A 16008-nucleotide genomic window follows, 5' to 3' on the forward strand; every position below is an offset into this window, starting at 1 on the left:
CCTGGGCAAAGACGATGCCGCTGCGCACAAGCGCTCTGGACAAATTGCCGCGCATGCCTCATGATGGCCGAAACGCCGCCCGTCGCCGGGCACATGGTGTGCCGGATCCCGGGGCCGCTTCAACAGATGCCCATGCTCAACATACGTCGATCGCTTTTCGTGCTTGTATGCCTTTTCGTCGCGGCCGCCCTTGTCGGCGGCTGTTCCTCCAAAAACGGCTATCAGAACGGCCGCTACCGGGGAACCAAGGCCTACACGGTGCGCGGGAAAACCTATTATCCGCTGCAGTCGGCGCGCAACTTCGTGGAAACCGGCGTGGCCTCCTGGTACGGCCCGGGCTTTCACGGCAAAACCACGTCCAACGGCGAACGCTACAATCAGAACGCCATGACGGCCGCGCACAAGCTGCTGCCCTTCGGCACGCGCCTCAAGGTCATCAATCTGGACAACGGCCGCACCACGGAAGTGCGCATCAACGACCGCGGCCCCTTTGTGGACAGCCGCATCATCGACCTTTCCCGCGCGGCGGCGCGCGACCTCGGCATGATAGGCAAGGGCACGGCGCGCGTGCGTCTCGTATCGCTTGAGCGCGGCGGCGAACCTTCCCTCTTCACCCCGGACGGCGACATGCTCGGCCTGTTCTACGTGCAGATAGGCTCGTTCCGCGAGCGGCCGCGCGCCGTGAACCTCGCGGACTTCATGCGCACGCAGGGCTACGGCTGCCGCATCGCGCGGCACGACGGCAACGATCTGAACTTCGTGCAGCTCGGCCCCTATCATTCCCGCTCCATCGCCGAAAAAACGGCGCGCTCGCTGAGTCTCCGCTACCGGGGCCTGTTCGTGATTGCGGAATAGCGCTCGCGCGGACGCGCCAACGTTCCGGCGCGTCCATCACGCAATAACATAAAAAATTGCCGACCGCGGAATCCTCCGCAGACCTGCGGGCCTGCGGGCGCGCCCTGCCGCGCGGCCTTCCGGCGGACTGCGCCTTCCACGCCAAAACAGCTCTCCTCCCCCCGGCCCTCCGCGCCTCCTGCTGCGGATGGGCCGATGTCCGGCCCGGCTCGCGCCTTCCGGCGTCTTCTTTTTTCAGTGCTTCTCCCGCAGCATCCGTCCCTCGGCGCGGTCCCTGCGGCGCTCGGTCTCCGCGGGATCCTCCTCCTGCTGCGCCTCAAAGAGCCTTCCCCGCATCACCGCGCCGCCGCCGTAGCGCGAACGAAGCGCGTCCACGGCCATGTTCAGCCGCCCGCGTCTGGCCTCGTCCTTTTCCGGCTCCTTTGCCGGCATGAGCGAAAGCTGCTTCGGCGCACCCGCTTCAAAGCCCGACACTCCGACGCCCACAAGACGCACCCTGTCAGTCAAATCCAAACCGTCCAGCACAGCGCAGGCCGTCTCGTAAATGCTCTCCGTGCTGCATATCCGGCGATCCAGCGTGACCTGCCGCGTGATCTGATGAAAGTCCGCGTACTTTATCTTGAGCGTCACCGTGCGCCCGGCCAGCCCCTGACGCCGCAGCGACGCCCCCACCCGTTCCGCGTGGCGCAGAATCCAGGTGCGCAGCACCTCCCTGTCGCGCGTGTCCACATCGAGCGTCGATTCCGCGCTCTCCGACTTGGGCGGCGTCCACGGCACCACCTCGCGCGGATCCTCTCCGTGCGCCCGCTCCCAGAGCACGACCCCGGCCTTGCCGTAGCGCCGCCGCCAGAACTCCTCGCCGTAGCGCGACACGTCGCCGCACGTCTTCACCCCGAGCCTGGCAAGCTCCTCGGAAAAACGCCGTCCCACGCCGGGCACGGCCGTCACCGCAAGCGCGGCCAGAAAATCGGCCGTCTTCTCCGGCGCAAGCAGAAAAAGACCGTCGGGCTTGCGCTGCTCCGACGCAATCTTCGCCAGAAACTTCACCGGCGCAATGCCCACGGAACAGGTGAGGCCGCCCGTGGCCTCCTTTACCGCCGCCTTGAGCGCGCGCCCCATCTCCTCCACCGGGCCGAACAGCCGCTCAAGGCCCGTGGCGTCCAGATAGGCTTCGTCCACCGACGCCATCTCCACCTTCGGCGAAAAGCGCTCCAGCGTTTCGCGCACAAGCGCCGACACCTCCGCGTAGCGGCGCATCCGCGGCCGCACGTACACAGCCTGCGGGCAGCGCCTCTTCGCCTCCGCAATGGACATGGCCGAATGCACCCCGAAACGGCGCGCCTCGTAGGAACACGTGCTCACCACGCCCCGATGATCGCCCCCGACCACCACGGCCCGCCCCCGCAGCGACGGGTTGTCGAGCTGTTCGATGGATGCGAAAAAGGCGTCCATGTCCATGTGCATGATCCAGCGCTGCGAAGGCGACACCCTCATCCTCCCGAAAAGGCCGCGGCCAAGTATGACAATATAGTTACAGAAGGCCCCTTTCCGAGGATTGTCCTTGACAAGGGGGGGCGCTCTCTCTAAGGAAGAAGTACCTGTCGTCATCATGCCCTTGCGCGCTGAAAAGGGCAACCTTCCGGGGCGTAGCCGCCCCTCTTTTCCCATCCCATAAGGAGTCAGGATCGTTGGCCAGAAAGAAATCTATGCAGAAGTGGACCGTGGAGGATTCCGTTGATCTGTACGGCATCCGCAACTGGAGTTCCGGATATTTCGACATCTCCCAAAAGGGCGAAGTGGTCATCCGCCCGTTCGGCCGCGAAGGCGGCCCGGAAGTCAGCGTTCTGGAAATCATCCGCGAGCTCAAGGAACGCGGGTACGACCTGCCCGTGCTGCTGCGCATTGAAAACATTCTGGACTCCCAGATATCCCTTCTTCATCAGACTTTCCGCGCCGCCATCAGCGAGCTCGGCTACAAGGGCGACTACCGCGGCGTGTTTCCCATCAAGGTGAATCAGCAGCAGCAGGTGGTGGAAAAAATCGCCCAGTACGGCGCGGCCTATCATCACGGCCTCGAAGTCGGTTCCAAGGCCGAACTCATCGCCGCCATCAGCCAGCTCAAGAGCCGCGAAGCCTGCCTCATCTGCAACGGCTACAAGGACGAAGAATTCATCGATCTCGGCCTGCACGCCCTCAGCATGGGCTTCAACGTCATCTTCGTGCTCGAAATGCCCGGCGAGCTTGAGGTCATTCTCGAAGAGGCCAGGCGCATGAACATCCGCCCGCAGATCGGCGTGCGCGTGAAGCTCAGCACCAAGGCCAGCGGTCACTGGTCGGAATCGGGCGGCGAACGTTCCGCCTTCGGCCTCACCTCCGCCCAGATCGTGGACGTCGTGGACATCCTCAAGGAACACGACATGCTCGACACCCTCAAGCTCATGCACTATCACCTCGGCTCGCAGGTGCCCAACATCCGCGACATCCGCGCCGCGGTCATGGAAGCTACGCGCATCTACGCAAGCCTCGTGCAGGAAGGCGCCGCCATGGGCTATCTCGACCTCGGCGGCGGCCTCGCCGTGGACTACGACGGCTCGCACACCAACTACGTGAGCTCCCGCAACTACACCATGCTCGAATACTGCACCGACGTGGTGGAAGCCGTCATGACCATTCTCGACGCGCAGGGCATCGCGCATCCGCACATCGTCACGGAATCGGGCCGCGCCACCGTGGCCTACTATTCCATTCTGCTCTTCAACGTGCTCGACGTGAGCCTCATCGAAGTGGGAAGCCTGCCCGAAGAGCTCCCCGAAGACGCTCCCGAACCCGTGCGCAACCTGAAGGAAACCCTTCAGAACATCAATCCGCGCAACCTCCAGGAAGCCTACAACGACGCCATCTACTACTACGACGAAATGCGTCAGCTCTTCATCACCGGCCGCGTCACCCTGCGTCAGAGAACGCTCGCCGAACGCTTCTACTGGGCCATCATGCGCGTGCTCTCCGAAGAAAAGAACCGCGTGAAGTACATTCCCAAGGAGCTCAACGAAATCGACTCCATGCTCGCGGACATCTACTACTGCAACTTCAGCGTGTTCCAGTCGCTGCCCGACAGCTGGGCCATCGATCAGCTCTTCCCGGTCATGCCCATTCACCGGCTCAACGAATTCCCCGAACGCCAGGGCATTCTCTCCGACCTCACCTGCGACAGCGACGGACGCATCTCCCACTTCATTGATCCGCAGGGCCTCAAGACCACCCTGGAACTGCATCCGCTCAAGGAAGGCGAGGAATACTATCTCGGCACCTTCCTCGTGGGCGCCTATCAGGAAACCCTCGGCGACCTGCACAACCTGCTCGGCGACACCAACGTGGTCTCCGTGCGCATTCAGGAAGACGGCACCTACGACTTCGTGCGCGAACTCGACGGCGACTCCGTTTCCGACATTCTCGCCTACGTGGAATACGATCCGCACCGCGTGCTCGTGGGCATTCGCAAGTCCGCGGAACGCGCCGTGCGCGAAAACCGCATCACGCCCACGCAGCGCTATCAGCTCATGCAGGCCTTTGAAGACGGCCTGCGCGGCTACACCTACTTTGAACGCTAGCAGAGCGCCGGAGTCTTCTCCGGCCTCTGTCCCACGGCCGAGAACCTCGTTCTCCCCCTTTATCAATCAAGGCGTTCGGAACACGGCCTATTTCCGTCTCTGAACCCTTCATGCCGCAAGGAGCAAGAACATGGCAAAGGTACTCATCATCGGCGCCGGCGGCGTCAGCTCCGTCGCCACGCACAAGTGCGCACAGGCCGCTGACGTTTTTACCGACATCGTGCTCGCGAGCCGCACCAAGGCCAAATGCGACGCCATCGCCGCGAGCGTCAAGGAACGCTGCGGCCGCGACATCGAAACCGCCAAGGTCGATGCCGACAACGTGCCCGAACTCACGGCGCTCATCCGCCGCGTGCAGCCCGATCTGGTCATGAACATCGCCCTGCCCTATCAGGATCTGCACATCATGGACGCCTGCCTCGAAGCCGGCGTGAACTATCTCGACACCGCCAACTACGAACCGCCGAACGACGCCCACTTCGAATACAAATGGCAGTGGGCCTATCAGCAGAAGTTCAAGGACGCCGGTCTCTGCGCCCTGCTCGGCTCCGGCTTCGATCCCGGCGTGACCAACGTGTTCTGCGCCTACGCCCAGAAGCACCTTCTCGACGAAATCAACGTGCTCGACATCATCGACGCCAATGCCGGCGATCACGGCCTGCCCTTCGCCACCAACTTCAACCCCGAAATCAATCTGCGCGAAGTGTCGGCCAAGGGCCGCTACTGGGAACGCGGCGAATGGGTGGAAACCGATCCCCTCTCCTGGAAGATGAACTTCGACTTCCCCGAAGGCATCGGCAAGCGCAACTGCTACCTCATGTATCATGAGGAACTCGAATCGCTCGTGCAGAACCTCAAGGGCATCCGCCGCGCCCGCTTCTGGATGACCTTCGGCGACGCCTACCTGAACCACCTGCAGGTGTTCAAGAACGTGGGCCTCATCGGCATCGAGCCCGTGAAGTTCCAGGGTCACGACATCGTGCCGCTGCAGTTCCTCGCCAAGCTCCTGCCCGATCCCGCGTCCCTCGGCCCCCGCACCGTGGGCAAGACCTGCATCGGCTGCCTCATGCACGGCGTCAAGGACGGCAAGAAGCGCACCGTGTACATCTACAACATCTGCGATCATCAGGAATGCTACCGCGAACTCGGTTCGCAGGCCATTTCCTACACCACCGGCGTGCCCGCCATGGTCGGCGCCATGATGATGGTCACCGGCAAGTGGAACAAGCCCGGCGTGTGGAACATGGAACAGATGGATCCCGATCCCTTCCTGGAAGAACTCGGCAAGTACGGTCTGCCCTGGAAGGTCACCGAACCCGACCTCTGATTGACGGCGGAGCCCGGAACGCCGACGACGCCGTGCCGCGGCTCTGCCGCGCCGTTTTCGACGCCGCGCGTTTCCGGAGCTCCGAACCTTGACTGCACAACGAAAGCGGCCGGGACACGCCCGTCCGCTTTTTCGTTCCCGGAGTTGCCATGACGGCCGAAGAACAGATAGCCAGACTCGAAGAACTGGCCTATTTTCAGGAAAAGCTGCTCTCGCAGCTCAACGAGGCCCTGACCGGTCAGCAGAAGCAGCTCGACATACTGGAAAAACGCCTTGCCGAGCTGGAAGAAAACGTGACCGCCCTCATGAACGCGCAGGACGGCCCGGTCAACACGCTGCCTCCGCACTACATGCCGGAACGCTACTAGCGCCCCGCAAAAAACGCGGAAGAAACGGGAACGCCCCGAGCCGCCTGTGCCCCGCGCCCCGACAGCGGGAAAGCCCTGTGCCCCCGCGCGAGCCTGCGCGGAGCCGACAGCGCGGAATCCCTGCGCATCCGCCGGCCCGAAAGCCTGAGTCACCCCCTGCGCGACCGCGTTTTGCCTCGTGCCCCCAGTATGCCGGCCTGCCGAACCGATCCGCCCATCCTTCAACCCTCCGAGCGCCATGAACGAATATCTTGCCAAACTCCGTCCCGAAGCGTGGCCTTCCCCCTGCTTCGTCACCGATCTTGCCATGCTGAGAAAGAACGTCGCCATTCTCGACGACGTGCAGAAGCGCACGGGCGCAAAAATCATGCTTGCGCTCAAGTGCTTTTCCCAGTGGATGACCTTTCCCGTGCTTTCGCGCGCCATGCGCGGCCCTCTCTACGGCTGCTGCGCAAGCTCGCCCGACGAAGCCAGACTGGCCAAAGAGGATTTTTGCGGCGAAGTTCACGCCTTTGCCGCGGCCTGGAGCGAAGAGGAACTTGCCGAAACCCTGCGCTACGCCGACCACATCGTGTTCAACTCCTTCGCGCAGTGGAAGAAGTTCCGCCCGCTGGTGCAGAAGGCCGAACAGGAACGCGGCATGAGCATTGAATGCGGTCTGCGCCTCAATCCCGAGCATTCGGAAGGCGCGGTGCCCATCTACGACCCCTGCTCGCCGGGCTCCCGTCTCGGCATTCGTCCCGCCGCCTTCCACGCCGAGCTCGAAAAGGATCCGCACGCGCTGGACGGCATAAGCGGTCTGCACTTCCACACGCTCTGCGAACAGAATGCCGACAGTCTGGCCCGCACGCTGGACGCCGTGGAAAAGCACTTCGGCGCATATTTTTCCCGCATGAAGTGGATCAACTTCGGCGGCGGCCATCACATCACCCGCGCCGACTACGACATTGAGCTGCTGTGCCGCTGCATCGAGCACGTGCGCGACGCCTACCATGTGCAGGTATATCTCGAACCGGGCGAGGCCGTGGCCCTCAACGCAGGCGTGCTCGTGGCCACCGTGCTCGACGTGGTGCAGGCCGACATGCCCGTGGCCATTCTCGACACCTCCGCCGCCTGCCACATGCCCGACGTGCTGGAAATGCCCTACCGGCCGAACGTCATCGGCGCGGGCGAGCCCGGCGAAAAGAACTTCACCTGCCGCCTGGCGGGCAAGTCGTGCCTCGCGGGCGACGTCATCGGCGAATATTCCTTCGATGAACCGCTCAAGAGCGGCGACAAACTGGTGTTTCTCGACATGGCCATCTACAGCATGGTGAAGACCACCACCTTCAACGGTCTGCGCCTGCCCTCCATCGCCATCTGGGACTCGGAAACCGATCAGCGCCGCGTCACCCGCACCTTCGGCTACGAGGACTTCCGCGGCCGCCTGTAACCGAACGCCGAAAGGACGACCCCGCTCTTCCGGGCGTCGCCGCGCACCGACAAACCATGAACGAACCCCGACGGGATGCCCGCCGGGGTTTTTCTTTGCCCGCAAAACGCCGCAGGCTTCCCCCTTTCCCGTCGCGTGCCGCAAGGACTCCTGCGGAAACATGCGGGAGCCGACGCCCTTCACGTATGCGAATACTCCCGCAGCAGCGCAGAACACTTGCCGGAAACGCCATCCACAAGGCACATCCGCGTCTTTCCCTGTGCAAAAGCAGGCATCGGCAGCATCAAAAAACTTTCATGATGCAATACTCAAACAAAGTATAAAAGTATTATCATACTATTATAATACACATGTAAAAAACCGCTTTTCTACTCTAATAAAACTCATACATGAGCGCATAATAACGTGTAAAAAACTGAACATTCTAATCATTATCATATTGTTTTCGTCATAAAAAAGAAACTATACCTTTTCCATGCCTTTCATTAAAGGCCACAATCCTGACTTCTTTCTTCGGCATCAGTCATGGAACGTTATCCATGCGGAAGGCGGTCAGGCAAAACAGTGGGAAGGTATGATATGAAAAAGCTTCTTACCCTCATGCTGGCGGCGGGAATGACGCTCGCTGCGGCGAACGGCGCGCAGGCCGTGGACGTCAAGGTCAGCGGAACCTACGACTTTTCCTTCAGCGGCTCCGACAATCTCAACGGCGACAACTCCTTCATGAGTGATTCCGACTATCGCCACAACACCGGCAGAGAGCTGAATCAGCATCACTTCGACGTGTATCAGCGTCTGCGTCTCGGCATGGACTTCATCATGTCCGAGCAGCTTTCCGCGTTCTATCAGGCGCAGATAGGCATCTTCAACTGGGGCGGCTCCTACAAGGGCGCGAGCAAGATGGAAAACGACGGCGGCGCTCTCGGCACCCGCGCCACCAACATCACCACCCGCCTCGCCTACCTCGACTGGATGATTCCTCAGACCGACATTCATGTCCGCATGGGCCAGCAGGAAGTGCTGCTTCCCAACTACGTGGCCGGCAGCCCCATTCTCGACGATCCCGCCACCGGCGTGTTCATTTCCGCTCCCGTGACCGACACCTTCTCGGCCAACGCCTTCTGGATGCGCGCCGTGTCCGATCCGCTGAAGAACTCCTACGGCGAATACGAATACGACAACGCCGACGTCGATCTCTTCGGCCTCATCGGCGACTTCAAGTACGATTACTTCCGCGTGACCCCCTGGGGCATGATCGGTCACGGCGGCAGCAACTTCGGCGACGTGTCCAACGCCGGCCCCACGCCTTCCGGCCTGCTGCCCTTCAACGGCATGAACCGCCTCAGCTGGAACAACGGCACGCTCACCGCCACGCCCGACGGTTCCGATTCCACGCTCTGGTTCGCCGGCCTCGGCGGCGAATTCACCTTCTTTGATCCGCTGCGCCTCGCCCTCGACTTCTATTACAGCGGCAACAAGAACGACAGCGCCTCCACGGAACGTGAAGGCTGGTACCTCGCCGCCCTCGCCGAATACCGTCTGCCCTGGTTCGTGCCCGCGGTGAAGGCCTGGTACGCTTCCGGCGACGACAGCAAGGTGACCAACGGCTCCGAACAGCCCCTGTACCTCTCCGGCGGCTTCGAGCCCGGCGCGAGTTCCTACTTCAAGGGCCGCTTCAACATCGCCAACACCATAGACAACGGCAGCGCCGGCGGCACCTGGGGCGTGAGCGCGCAGCTCAACGACATCAGCTTCATCGAAGACCTTTCGCACGATCTGCGCGTCACCTACTTCCGCGGCACCAACAGCAGCAACATGCCCAACATCATCAACAACGTGTACGGCGGCTCCGTCACTCCCGCCAACTACCTCACCACCAAGGACCACGTTGTGGAACTCGATTTCGACACCTCCTACCAGATCTACAAGAACTTCGTCTCCGTTCTGGAACTCAGCTACGCCTTCCAGGACTTTGACGGCGGCGTGTGGAAGAACGCCGCGGGCGAAGGCGGAGACTTCTCCAACGCCTGGCGCGCCGCGCTGAACTTCCGCTATCGCTTCTAGCCCGTTTTTTTGGTCCTGCCGTCCCCGCCTTTCTCTTCTCAGTCATTCCGGGAGAAAGCCGGATCCCTCAGGCGACCGGACTCGAAAAAAGGCCGACTCCTCGGAGTCGGCCTTCTTTTTTAATCTCTCTGTCCGGCGAGCCGTCGCCTTCACGCTAGGCGCGGGGGTCGGCGTCGCGCACTGCGCCCGCCCCCAGAAACATGACGGCGCACAGCCCGACCACCACGCCCATGGCCTCCTGAAGACCGACCAGCGATCCCAGCATGCCGATGAGCGGAGGAATGAAAAGCTGTCCGCTCGCGGCGAGCATGGAAAGAATGGCCGCCACCGTGCCGGCGGGCATGTCGTGACGGCGTCCCGCAGCACTGAAAATGATGGGCACGCTGACCGAAAGGCCCAGTCCCATGAACGCGTATCCCAGCAGACAGAGCGCCGGCCACGGAGAAAGAAGCGCCGTCAGAATGCCGCAGAGCGCGCATCCGCAGCAGACCCGCAGAAGTCTGGCGTCGCCGAAATGTTCGCGCAGCCGGTCGCCGAAAAAGCGCATGGCCACCATGGCCACGGAAAACGACGCGTAGGCCAGCGCGGCCGTCTGCTCCGACGCGCCCTTCACTTCATGCAGAAGCAGCACGCCCCACTCGCCCACCGAACCTTCCGAGGAATAGGAACAGAGCATGAGAACGCCGAACACCAGCACCCAGAGCGGCGGCCGCGAAAGGCGCTCCCGCTTTTCCCTGGGACGCGGCGCGTCGCGCAGAAGCTGCCGGGCGAAAAAAGGAAGAAGAACAAGAAGAATCAGCGCCGCTCCGGCAAAATGACCGAAGGGGGAAACTTCCCACGCGGCCATGACCGATCCGCCGAGCGCCCCGAGCAGGCCGCCCGAGCTGTAGAGCGCGTGCATGGAGGAAATGACGGGACGACGCATGGCCGACTCCACCAGAATCGAACCGGTGTTGATGCCCACGTCGTTCACGCCGATGGCAAAACCCAGAAGCGCAAAGAGCAGACACGCCGAAAAAAATCCCGAGGCCAGCCCCATGCAGGGAAAAAGCAGAATGAGCGCACCGCCGGCCAGCGTCAGCACGGTGCGGCAGCCCATGCGGGAAACGGCCCATCCCGCCAGCGGAAAGGAAACCAGACCGCCGAGCCCCATGCACAGCAGCATCACGCCCACATCGGCGTCGCTCAGCAGCGCCCGCGCCTTGATGGCGGGCATGCGGGACATCACGCTTCCGTAGGCAAGCCCCGCGACGGCAAAGAAAAAGGAACAGGCCCAGCGCGGCCCTACAACCGGAAAATGCATGACGCCCCTTGCCGCCGTTTTCCGGCGGGCTTTCATGAAATCAGACACGGGATCGGAACGGAAGTCGTTCCGGTCTCGACGAGAAGGGTATCGGCAGGACCGGCGGCACTGTCAAGCGCGGCGCTGTACTTCGCCGAAGAAACAGGGCACTATGCCGCAAGGAGGATTCCGTCATGGAAAACGCCGGTTGCGCATGGAGCCGAAACGACGCTCTTCTGCGCCGCTATCACGACACCGAATGGGGCGTTCCCGTACGCGACGACAGACTGCTTTTCGAGCATCTGACGCTGGAAGTCATGCAGTGCGGCCTGAACTGGCTGCTCATGCTGAAAAAACGGGAAATTTTCCGGCAGGCGCTGGCGGGCTTTGATCCTTCGCGCCTTGCCGCCTTCACGGAAAACGACGTAAACGCCGCCCTCGCCGTTCCCGGCATGATACGCTCGCGGCGCAAGGTGGAAGCCGTAGCCGCCAACGCGCGCGCCTTTCTCGCCGTGCAGAAGGAATTCGGCTCCTTTCACGCCTGGCTGTGGAACTTTACCGACGGACGCATGCTGGTGTACGAAAGTCACGCCGCGTCCGTTCCGGCCAGCAACGAACTTTCCGACCGCATCAGCGCGGCGCTGAAAAAACGCGGCTTCCGCTATGTGGGAAGCATTACCGTCTATTCTCTGCTTCAGGCCTGCGGCGTCGTCAACGATCACGAACCGGACTGTCCGCGCTTTTCCGAAGTCATGCGCGGCGTCGAGGTGGCGCATCTGGAACGCCGGGCCCCTCTTTCGGAGGAATCATGAAACTGCTCTCCCTGATCGTTTCCCTGGCCGTGACGCTGGGCGCGCACGCCGCCTGCGCCGCGCAGAGCGCCGTATCGACCTACACCGAAGAAGCGCCTTCCGTCAGCATCCGCGCCACCTGGCAGCGCTTCGGCCTGACACGGCCGGACAACGCCTCCGACGACACGGTGCGCAACGCCGTGGCCGCCTTCCGCAGCATGGCCGCCGAAGAGCGCGAACAGATGCGCTCGCTCCGGGCCGATGATCCCGACATGCCCGAACACACGTACGAAATGGATCTTGAAGGCGTGATTTCCGGCAACGACAAGGTGGCGGGCATACTCTGGAAGGACTATCAGTACCTCGGCGGAGCCCACGGAAGCCTGACGCTGAGCAGCCGCAACTACACGCGCTCGGACGGCAGGGAAGTGCGGCTTCAGGATCTTTTCCGCAGGCCTGACAAGGCGCTGACGCTGTTTAGCGAGCTTTCGCGAAAGAAACTCGCGCAGCGCGATCTGCCGCAGGACATGGTGGAAGCGGGCACCGCGCCCGATCAGGAAAACTTTCAGGTCTTTCTGCTGGAAAAGGACGGCATTACCCTGTATTTCAGCCCCTATCAGGTGGGGCCGTGGTCGGAAGGCGTGGTGACCGTCACGCTGTCCCTCCGGGAGCTTGCCGCCGCCGAGCCGCACACGGCCTACTGGAAATAAGCGCTCCGGCCGGGCCTTGCCTCGCGCCTCGGCGCGACGGCCGCAGAACATCAGGGTCGCGCCCCAAAAAACGCGCTGTCGCCCTTCGCAGGGCAGACGGCGCGCAGCGCAAAAAAACTCACGCCTTCGACGCGCCGTTGCCGGTTCGTCCGGCCTCTGCCCCTCGTTTCGAGGGCAGGAGCCTCAAGGCGCAAACGGCTCCGCGCGGCACGTTGTGTGCAAAGACTCACGCGCCGCACGACCTTCTCTTCTTCTTTCCGCAAAGCGCCTGCGCAGCTCGCGGAGCTCACGCCAGAGTGCAGGGCCCCCGCGAGCCGAACGCTAACTACCCGCGCGACTGCGCGAGTCCGCACTTCATGGCCTCAATGCGACGCCACGACACCTTCACCCGCTCCGGGCTGACGCGCCCTTCCCGCACCAGCGAGGCGAGGGCCTGAAACACCTTGTCGTGCAGCAGCGGATCATAGGACAGATTGTTGCCGAAAAGCAGAATGTCGTTGCCGGCAAGCACGGCAAGACGCACCCGCTCTTCCAGCGAGCTCCCGGACACGGCTCCCATCTGCAAATCGTCGCTCACGACCACGCCCTGCCAGCCGAGCCTGCGGCGCAGCAGCTGATCCACCACGGCGGGCGACAGCGAAGAGGGAAGATTCGCGTCGAGGCCGCGATGATACACGTGCGCCACCAGCACCATGCCGGGCCAGCCCCGGCGGAAAGCCTCCGCATAGGGCGCAAGCTCTTCCCGGCTCCATGTCTGCGTGACGTCCGGCAGTTCGTGATGAGAATCCTTGCCCGCGCTGCCGAGTCCGGGAAAATGCTTGAGCGCGGGCAGCACGCCCGCACGGTACAGGCCCTCGGCAAAGGCCAGAGCCCGCGGCGTCACCTGCGCAGAGTCGGAACCGAACAAGCGTCCGGCGTCGCCGAGTCCCGGGCTTTTCGCCGAGCGGTGCAGATCGACCACGGGAGCAAGATCCACGTTGATGCCGAGCTTTGCCATCTCGCTCCCGGCCCTGAAGCCGAGCGAACGCACGTTATCCGGCGACATGCGGCCCATCTGTTCGGCCGAAGGCAGCGGCTGAAAACCGCGCTCCGACTTCAGTCGACGCACCTTTCCGCCTTCCTGATCCACGGCCACGAGCAGCGTGCGGGGCGACGCCTTCTGCAGCGAAGACACGAGCTTCTTCACCTGCGACGGCGACTCAATGTTGTACAATCCGCTCTTTTTCGGCGACCTGTCGAACAGAATGACGCCGCCGAGCCTTCCCGCGGCCACGGCGTCGATGACGGACTGCGGCGCTTCCAGGCCGCGAAAGCCCACCATAATCATGGATCCGATCATCTCTTCCAGGGAAGGTTCGTCCTGCGCCGCCGCGCACGGATGCGGAAAAAGCCAGACAAGCGCCAGAACGACCACCAGAAATCTATGCACGGGAACCTTCGTCCTCCTCTTTGTCCTCCCGTTTCGCCACGGAAGGAAGTTCCCCCTTCGCGTAGCGTTCGGCAAAGGCGCGGAGGGCCTCAAAAAGCAGCAGCTTAAAATGACGGTTCACATCTTCCTTGCGGTAGTCGAACACCGTGGTCAGGGCGCGGGCCATGTCGCGCTGCACGCAGAGCATGAGCAGATACGGCGCCATGACCGTGATGATGCAGCTTTGCAGCGCGGGATCCTCGCGCGGAATGCCCGTCATTTCCGAAAGAAGCGAGCCGATGCTCCGCTCCTTGGAAAGCGTGCTCGTCAAAAACGCCACTCCCCCCAGGGGCGAGGGCGCAATGAGCTCGTGCGCCCAGATTCTGGCGTACCAGCTCTGCCCGTCGTAGGCCGCGCCGATGTAGGCGTCAAGCACCCGCTCCAGCTTTTCCTCCACGGGAAGTTCCGCAGACGTGATGAGCTCCATCTGCCGCTCGTTCACGATGTGCTCGTGAACCTCGTCGAGCACGGCGCGGTACAGATCGTCGCGGCTGCCGAAGTGATAGTTCACGGCGGCGATGTTGACGCCCGCCTCCCGGCAGATCATCTTGCTGGTGGTGTCGGCGTAGCCGTGTTCGGCAAACAGCCGCACGGCGGTGCCGAGAATCTGACGGCGCGTGGCTTCGCCGTCTTCGCGCGAGTTCTTCTTGCGGGAAAAAAACAGCATACGGGGGATCCTCTCGTCACGGAACGCTGCGCGCAGCATACGGCAGGAAAGGGCGGGCCGCAACGGTCTGCCCCGGAACGCAGCAGGGGAAAAGCATAAAAAAAGGCTGGGGCATCGTGGACGGCCATGCCCCAGAACCTTCATGGACGCCGAGGGGTGGCAGACGTCACGCGTATCTCTTTCATGACGTCTCGCCGTCCTTCCCCAGAAGGCGACCTGCGCGACAGAGGAATGGAGAGGTTGTATTCCTGCGCGCACCACGAGCGAAATTCGTCCCGTCGAAACGGGCCAGCGCTGTTTCCAGCAAGATCAAATCTAAATTTGAATTTGAACAACTCCCCCGCTTCTGTCAAGTCAAAAATCGCGCAACCGCTCAACGCGCGGCAAAACGCCCTTCTCCACGCCGGGCCACATCCACGCAACTATCGATGATCCTTTGACTATTTTTTCTCGCCTTGACAAAAGAAGAAAAAATGTCAGAAAAAATCCGCACTTTTTCTCCTCGAGGCTCCTCCATGTCCCTTCTTCCTTCCGCAAGCAGCAAAGCCACGCTGATCGGCCTGACCGCCCCCGTCTGCTGGGGCATGTCCGTCGGGCTGGTGCGAAGCATCACGGAAGAGTTCGGTCTGGCAGCCGGTCTTTCCGTGCTCTATATCTCCACCTGCGTGTTTCTGTTCTTTCTTCTCGGCCTGCCAAAGCTGAAGAACTATTCAAAAAAATATCTCTTTCTGGGCATTCCGACGGCCAACGTCTGCTCTCTGTGCTTCTGTCTGTCGCTCTATCTTTCCGACGGCGGACAGCAGACCGTGGAAGTGGGCATGGTCAATTATCTCTGGCCCTGCCTCGTGGTGCTTTTCGCCGTGCTCTTCAACGGCCAGAAGGCCCGCTGGTGGATCGCTCCCGGCGTCGTGGTGAGCTTTCTCGGCGTGATGCTCGTTCTCGGCGGCGACAAGGGCATTCAGCCGGGCGAGATATGGCTTCACGTGCAGAACAATCCGTGGAGCTATCTGCTGGCCTTCTGCGGAGCCGTGGCCTGGGCCGCCTATTCCAATCTCACGCGGGCGTGGTCCAACGGGCAGAATCCCACGCTCATCGTGTTCGCCATCGACTCATGCGTGTTCACCGCCATCTGGCTTGCGGGCTTCGGCGATCTGTCGCACGCCTCGATCATGGGCTGGGTGAGCGTTGCGGTGGGCGCCGTGGCCATGGGCGGCTCCTACGCCGCCTGGAGCTACGGAGTCACCAAAGGCAACATCACCGTGCTCGCCATCGCCTCCTATTTCACGCCGGTGCTCTCCTGCCTGTTCGCCACCCTGTGGATAGACGCAAGGCTCGACGGCGCGTTCTGGCAGGGCGTAGCCGTCATCGTGCTCGGCTCCCTGCTGTGCTGGAGTTCCACGGTCATGCGCAAGTAGCCCCGCATTTTCGCAGCATCA

The 16008-nt window shown here is 62.4% G+C and carries 13 protein-coding genes; 9 read left to right on the top strand and 4 right to left on the bottom strand.

The annotated features are described in order from the left end of the window. The first annotated feature begins 132 nt into the window (after window positions 1–132). Entirely contained in the window at window positions 133–855 is a 723-nt protein-coding gene (locus Q0K02_RS09655) for a septal ring lytic transglycosylase RlpA family protein (protein WP_294488045.1), read from the top strand. A gap of 234 nt (window positions 856–1089) precedes the next feature. Here the strand turns inward: Q0K02_RS09655 and dinB are convergent, their stop codons facing one another. Then, entirely contained in the window at window positions 1090–2319 is a 1230-nt protein-coding gene (gene dinB, locus Q0K02_RS09660) for a DNA polymerase IV (protein ID WP_294488140.1), read from the bottom strand. A gap of 224 nt (window positions 2320–2543) precedes the next feature. On the opposite strand from dinB, the gene speA reads away from it, so the two are divergent. The 5 genes from speA to Q0K02_RS09685 all read left to right on the top strand — a co-directional run bounded on the left by speA (window position 2544) and on the right by Q0K02_RS09685 (window position 9654). Beyond that, on the top strand, window positions 2544–4463 hold the full coding sequence (speA, locus tag Q0K02_RS09665) for a biosynthetic arginine decarboxylase (RefSeq protein ID WP_294488048.1): 1920 nt from the start codon (window positions 2544–2546) through the stop codon (window positions 4461–4463). Window positions 4464–4593: 130 nt separating this feature from the next. Beyond that, window positions 4594–5790, top strand: coding sequence for a saccharopine dehydrogenase family protein (locus Q0K02_RS09670; protein ID WP_294488050.1), 1197 nt, complete (start codon window positions 4594–4596; stop codon window positions 5788–5790). A gap of 149 nt (window positions 5791–5939) precedes the next feature. Then, window positions 5940–6158 carry a SlyX family protein gene (locus Q0K02_RS09675; protein ID WP_294488053.1) on the top strand — a complete coding sequence of 73 codons (219 nt, stop codon included), beginning with the start codon at window positions 5940–5942 and terminating at the stop codon, window positions 6156–6158. 238 nt (window positions 6159–6396) lie between these two features. After that, window positions 6397–7590: a carboxynorspermidine decarboxylase gene (gene nspC, locus Q0K02_RS09680; protein ID WP_294488056.1), complete on the top strand. Its 1194-nt coding sequence runs from the start codon at window positions 6397–6399 to the stop codon at window positions 7588–7590. A gap of 579 nt (window positions 7591–8169) precedes the next feature. Beyond that, on the top strand, window positions 8170–9654 hold the full coding sequence (locus tag Q0K02_RS09685) for an outer membrane homotrimeric porin (protein WP_294488059.1): 1485 nt from the start codon (window positions 8170–8172) through the stop codon (window positions 9652–9654). 154 nt (window positions 9655–9808) lie between these two features. On the opposite strand, the gene Q0K02_RS09690 is transcribed toward Q0K02_RS09685, so the two are convergent. Further along, window positions 9809–10957, bottom strand: coding sequence for an MFS transporter (locus Q0K02_RS09690; RefSeq protein ID WP_294488064.1), 1149 nt, complete (start codon window positions 10955–10957; stop codon window positions 9809–9811). Between the two features lie 173 nt (window positions 10958–11130). Between Q0K02_RS09690 and Q0K02_RS09695 the strand changes: the two genes are divergently transcribed. Next, window positions 11131–11748: a DNA-3-methyladenine glycosylase I gene (locus Q0K02_RS09695; RefSeq protein ID WP_294488067.1), complete on the top strand. Its 618-nt coding sequence runs from the start codon at window positions 11131–11133 to the stop codon at window positions 11746–11748. Then, window positions 11745–12437 (top strand): DUF3298 and DUF4163 domain-containing protein, encoded by a 693-nt coding sequence (locus tag Q0K02_RS09700; protein WP_294488069.1) that lies wholly within the window; start codon window positions 11745–11747, stop codon window positions 12435–12437. The genes Q0K02_RS09695 and Q0K02_RS09700 overlap by 4 nt, the downstream gene beginning before the upstream one ends. Window positions 12438–12762: 325 nt before the next feature. Here the strand turns inward: Q0K02_RS09700 and Q0K02_RS09705 are convergent, their stop codons facing one another. Both Q0K02_RS09705 and Q0K02_RS09710 read right to left on the bottom strand, forming a co-directional pair. Further along, window positions 12763–13866, bottom strand: coding sequence for a glycoside hydrolase family 3 N-terminal domain-containing protein (locus Q0K02_RS09705; protein WP_294488071.1), 1104 nt, complete (start codon window positions 13864–13866; stop codon window positions 12763–12765). Next, window positions 13859–14572, bottom strand: a complete 714-nt coding sequence (locus Q0K02_RS09710; RefSeq protein ID WP_294488074.1) for a TetR/AcrR family transcriptional regulator — start codon at window positions 14570–14572, stop codon at window positions 13859–13861. The genes Q0K02_RS09705 and Q0K02_RS09710 overlap by 8 nt, the downstream gene beginning before the upstream one ends. 515 nt (window positions 14573–15087) lie before the next feature. Here Q0K02_RS09710 and yddG point away from each other — a divergent pair. After that, window positions 15088–15987: an aromatic amino acid DMT transporter YddG gene (yddG, locus tag Q0K02_RS09715; RefSeq protein WP_294488076.1), complete on the top strand. Its 900-nt coding sequence runs from the start codon at window positions 15088–15090 to the stop codon at window positions 15985–15987. The last annotated feature ends 21 nt before the right edge of the window (window positions 15988–16008 follow it).

The sequence above is a fragment of the uncultured Mailhella sp. genome (assembly GCF_944324995.1).
GTDB lineage: Bacteria > Desulfobacterota > Desulfovibrionia > Desulfovibrionales > Desulfovibrionaceae > Mailhella.

Excerpts from the sequence above, each read along its gene's own strand:
- Q0K02_RS09690 (WP_294488064.1), bottom strand. The coding sequence starts at position 10,957 with ATGCATTTTCCGGTTGTAGGGCCGCGCTGGGCCTGTTCCTTTTTCTTT.
- nspC (WP_294488056.1), top strand. The coding sequence starts at position 6,397 with ATGAACGAATATCTTGCCAAACTCCGTCCCGAAGCGTGGCCTTCCCCC.
- yddG (WP_294488076.1), top strand. The coding sequence starts at position 15,088 with ATGTCCCTTCTTCCTTCCGCAAGCAGCAAAGCCACGCTGATCGGCCTG.
- Q0K02_RS09655 (WP_294488045.1), top strand. The coding sequence starts at position 133 with ATGCTCAACATACGTCGATCGCTTTTCGTGCTTGTATGCCTTTTCGTC.
- dinB (WP_294488140.1), bottom strand. The coding sequence starts at position 2,319 with ATGCACATGGACATGGACGCCTTTTTCGCATCCATCGAACAGCTCGAC.
- Q0K02_RS09695 (WP_294488067.1), top strand. The coding sequence starts at position 11,131 with ATGGAAAACGCCGGTTGCGCATGGAGCCGAAACGACGCTCTTCTGCGC.
- Q0K02_RS09670 (WP_294488050.1), top strand. The coding sequence starts at position 4,594 with ATGGCAAAGGTACTCATCATCGGCGCCGGCGGCGTCAGCTCCGTCGCC.
- Q0K02_RS09675 (WP_294488053.1), top strand. The coding sequence starts at position 5,940 with ATGACGGCCGAAGAACAGATAGCCAGACTCGAAGAACTGGCCTATTTT.
- Q0K02_RS09700 (WP_294488069.1), top strand. The coding sequence starts at position 11,745 with ATGAAACTGCTCTCCCTGATCGTTTCCCTGGCCGTGACGCTGGGCGCG.
- Q0K02_RS09685 (WP_294488059.1), top strand. The coding sequence starts at position 8,170 with ATGAAAAAGCTTCTTACCCTCATGCTGGCGGCGGGAATGACGCTCGCT.
- Q0K02_RS09710 (WP_294488074.1), bottom strand. The coding sequence starts at position 14,572 with ATGCTGTTTTTTTCCCGCAAGAAGAACTCGCGCGAAGACGGCGAAGCC.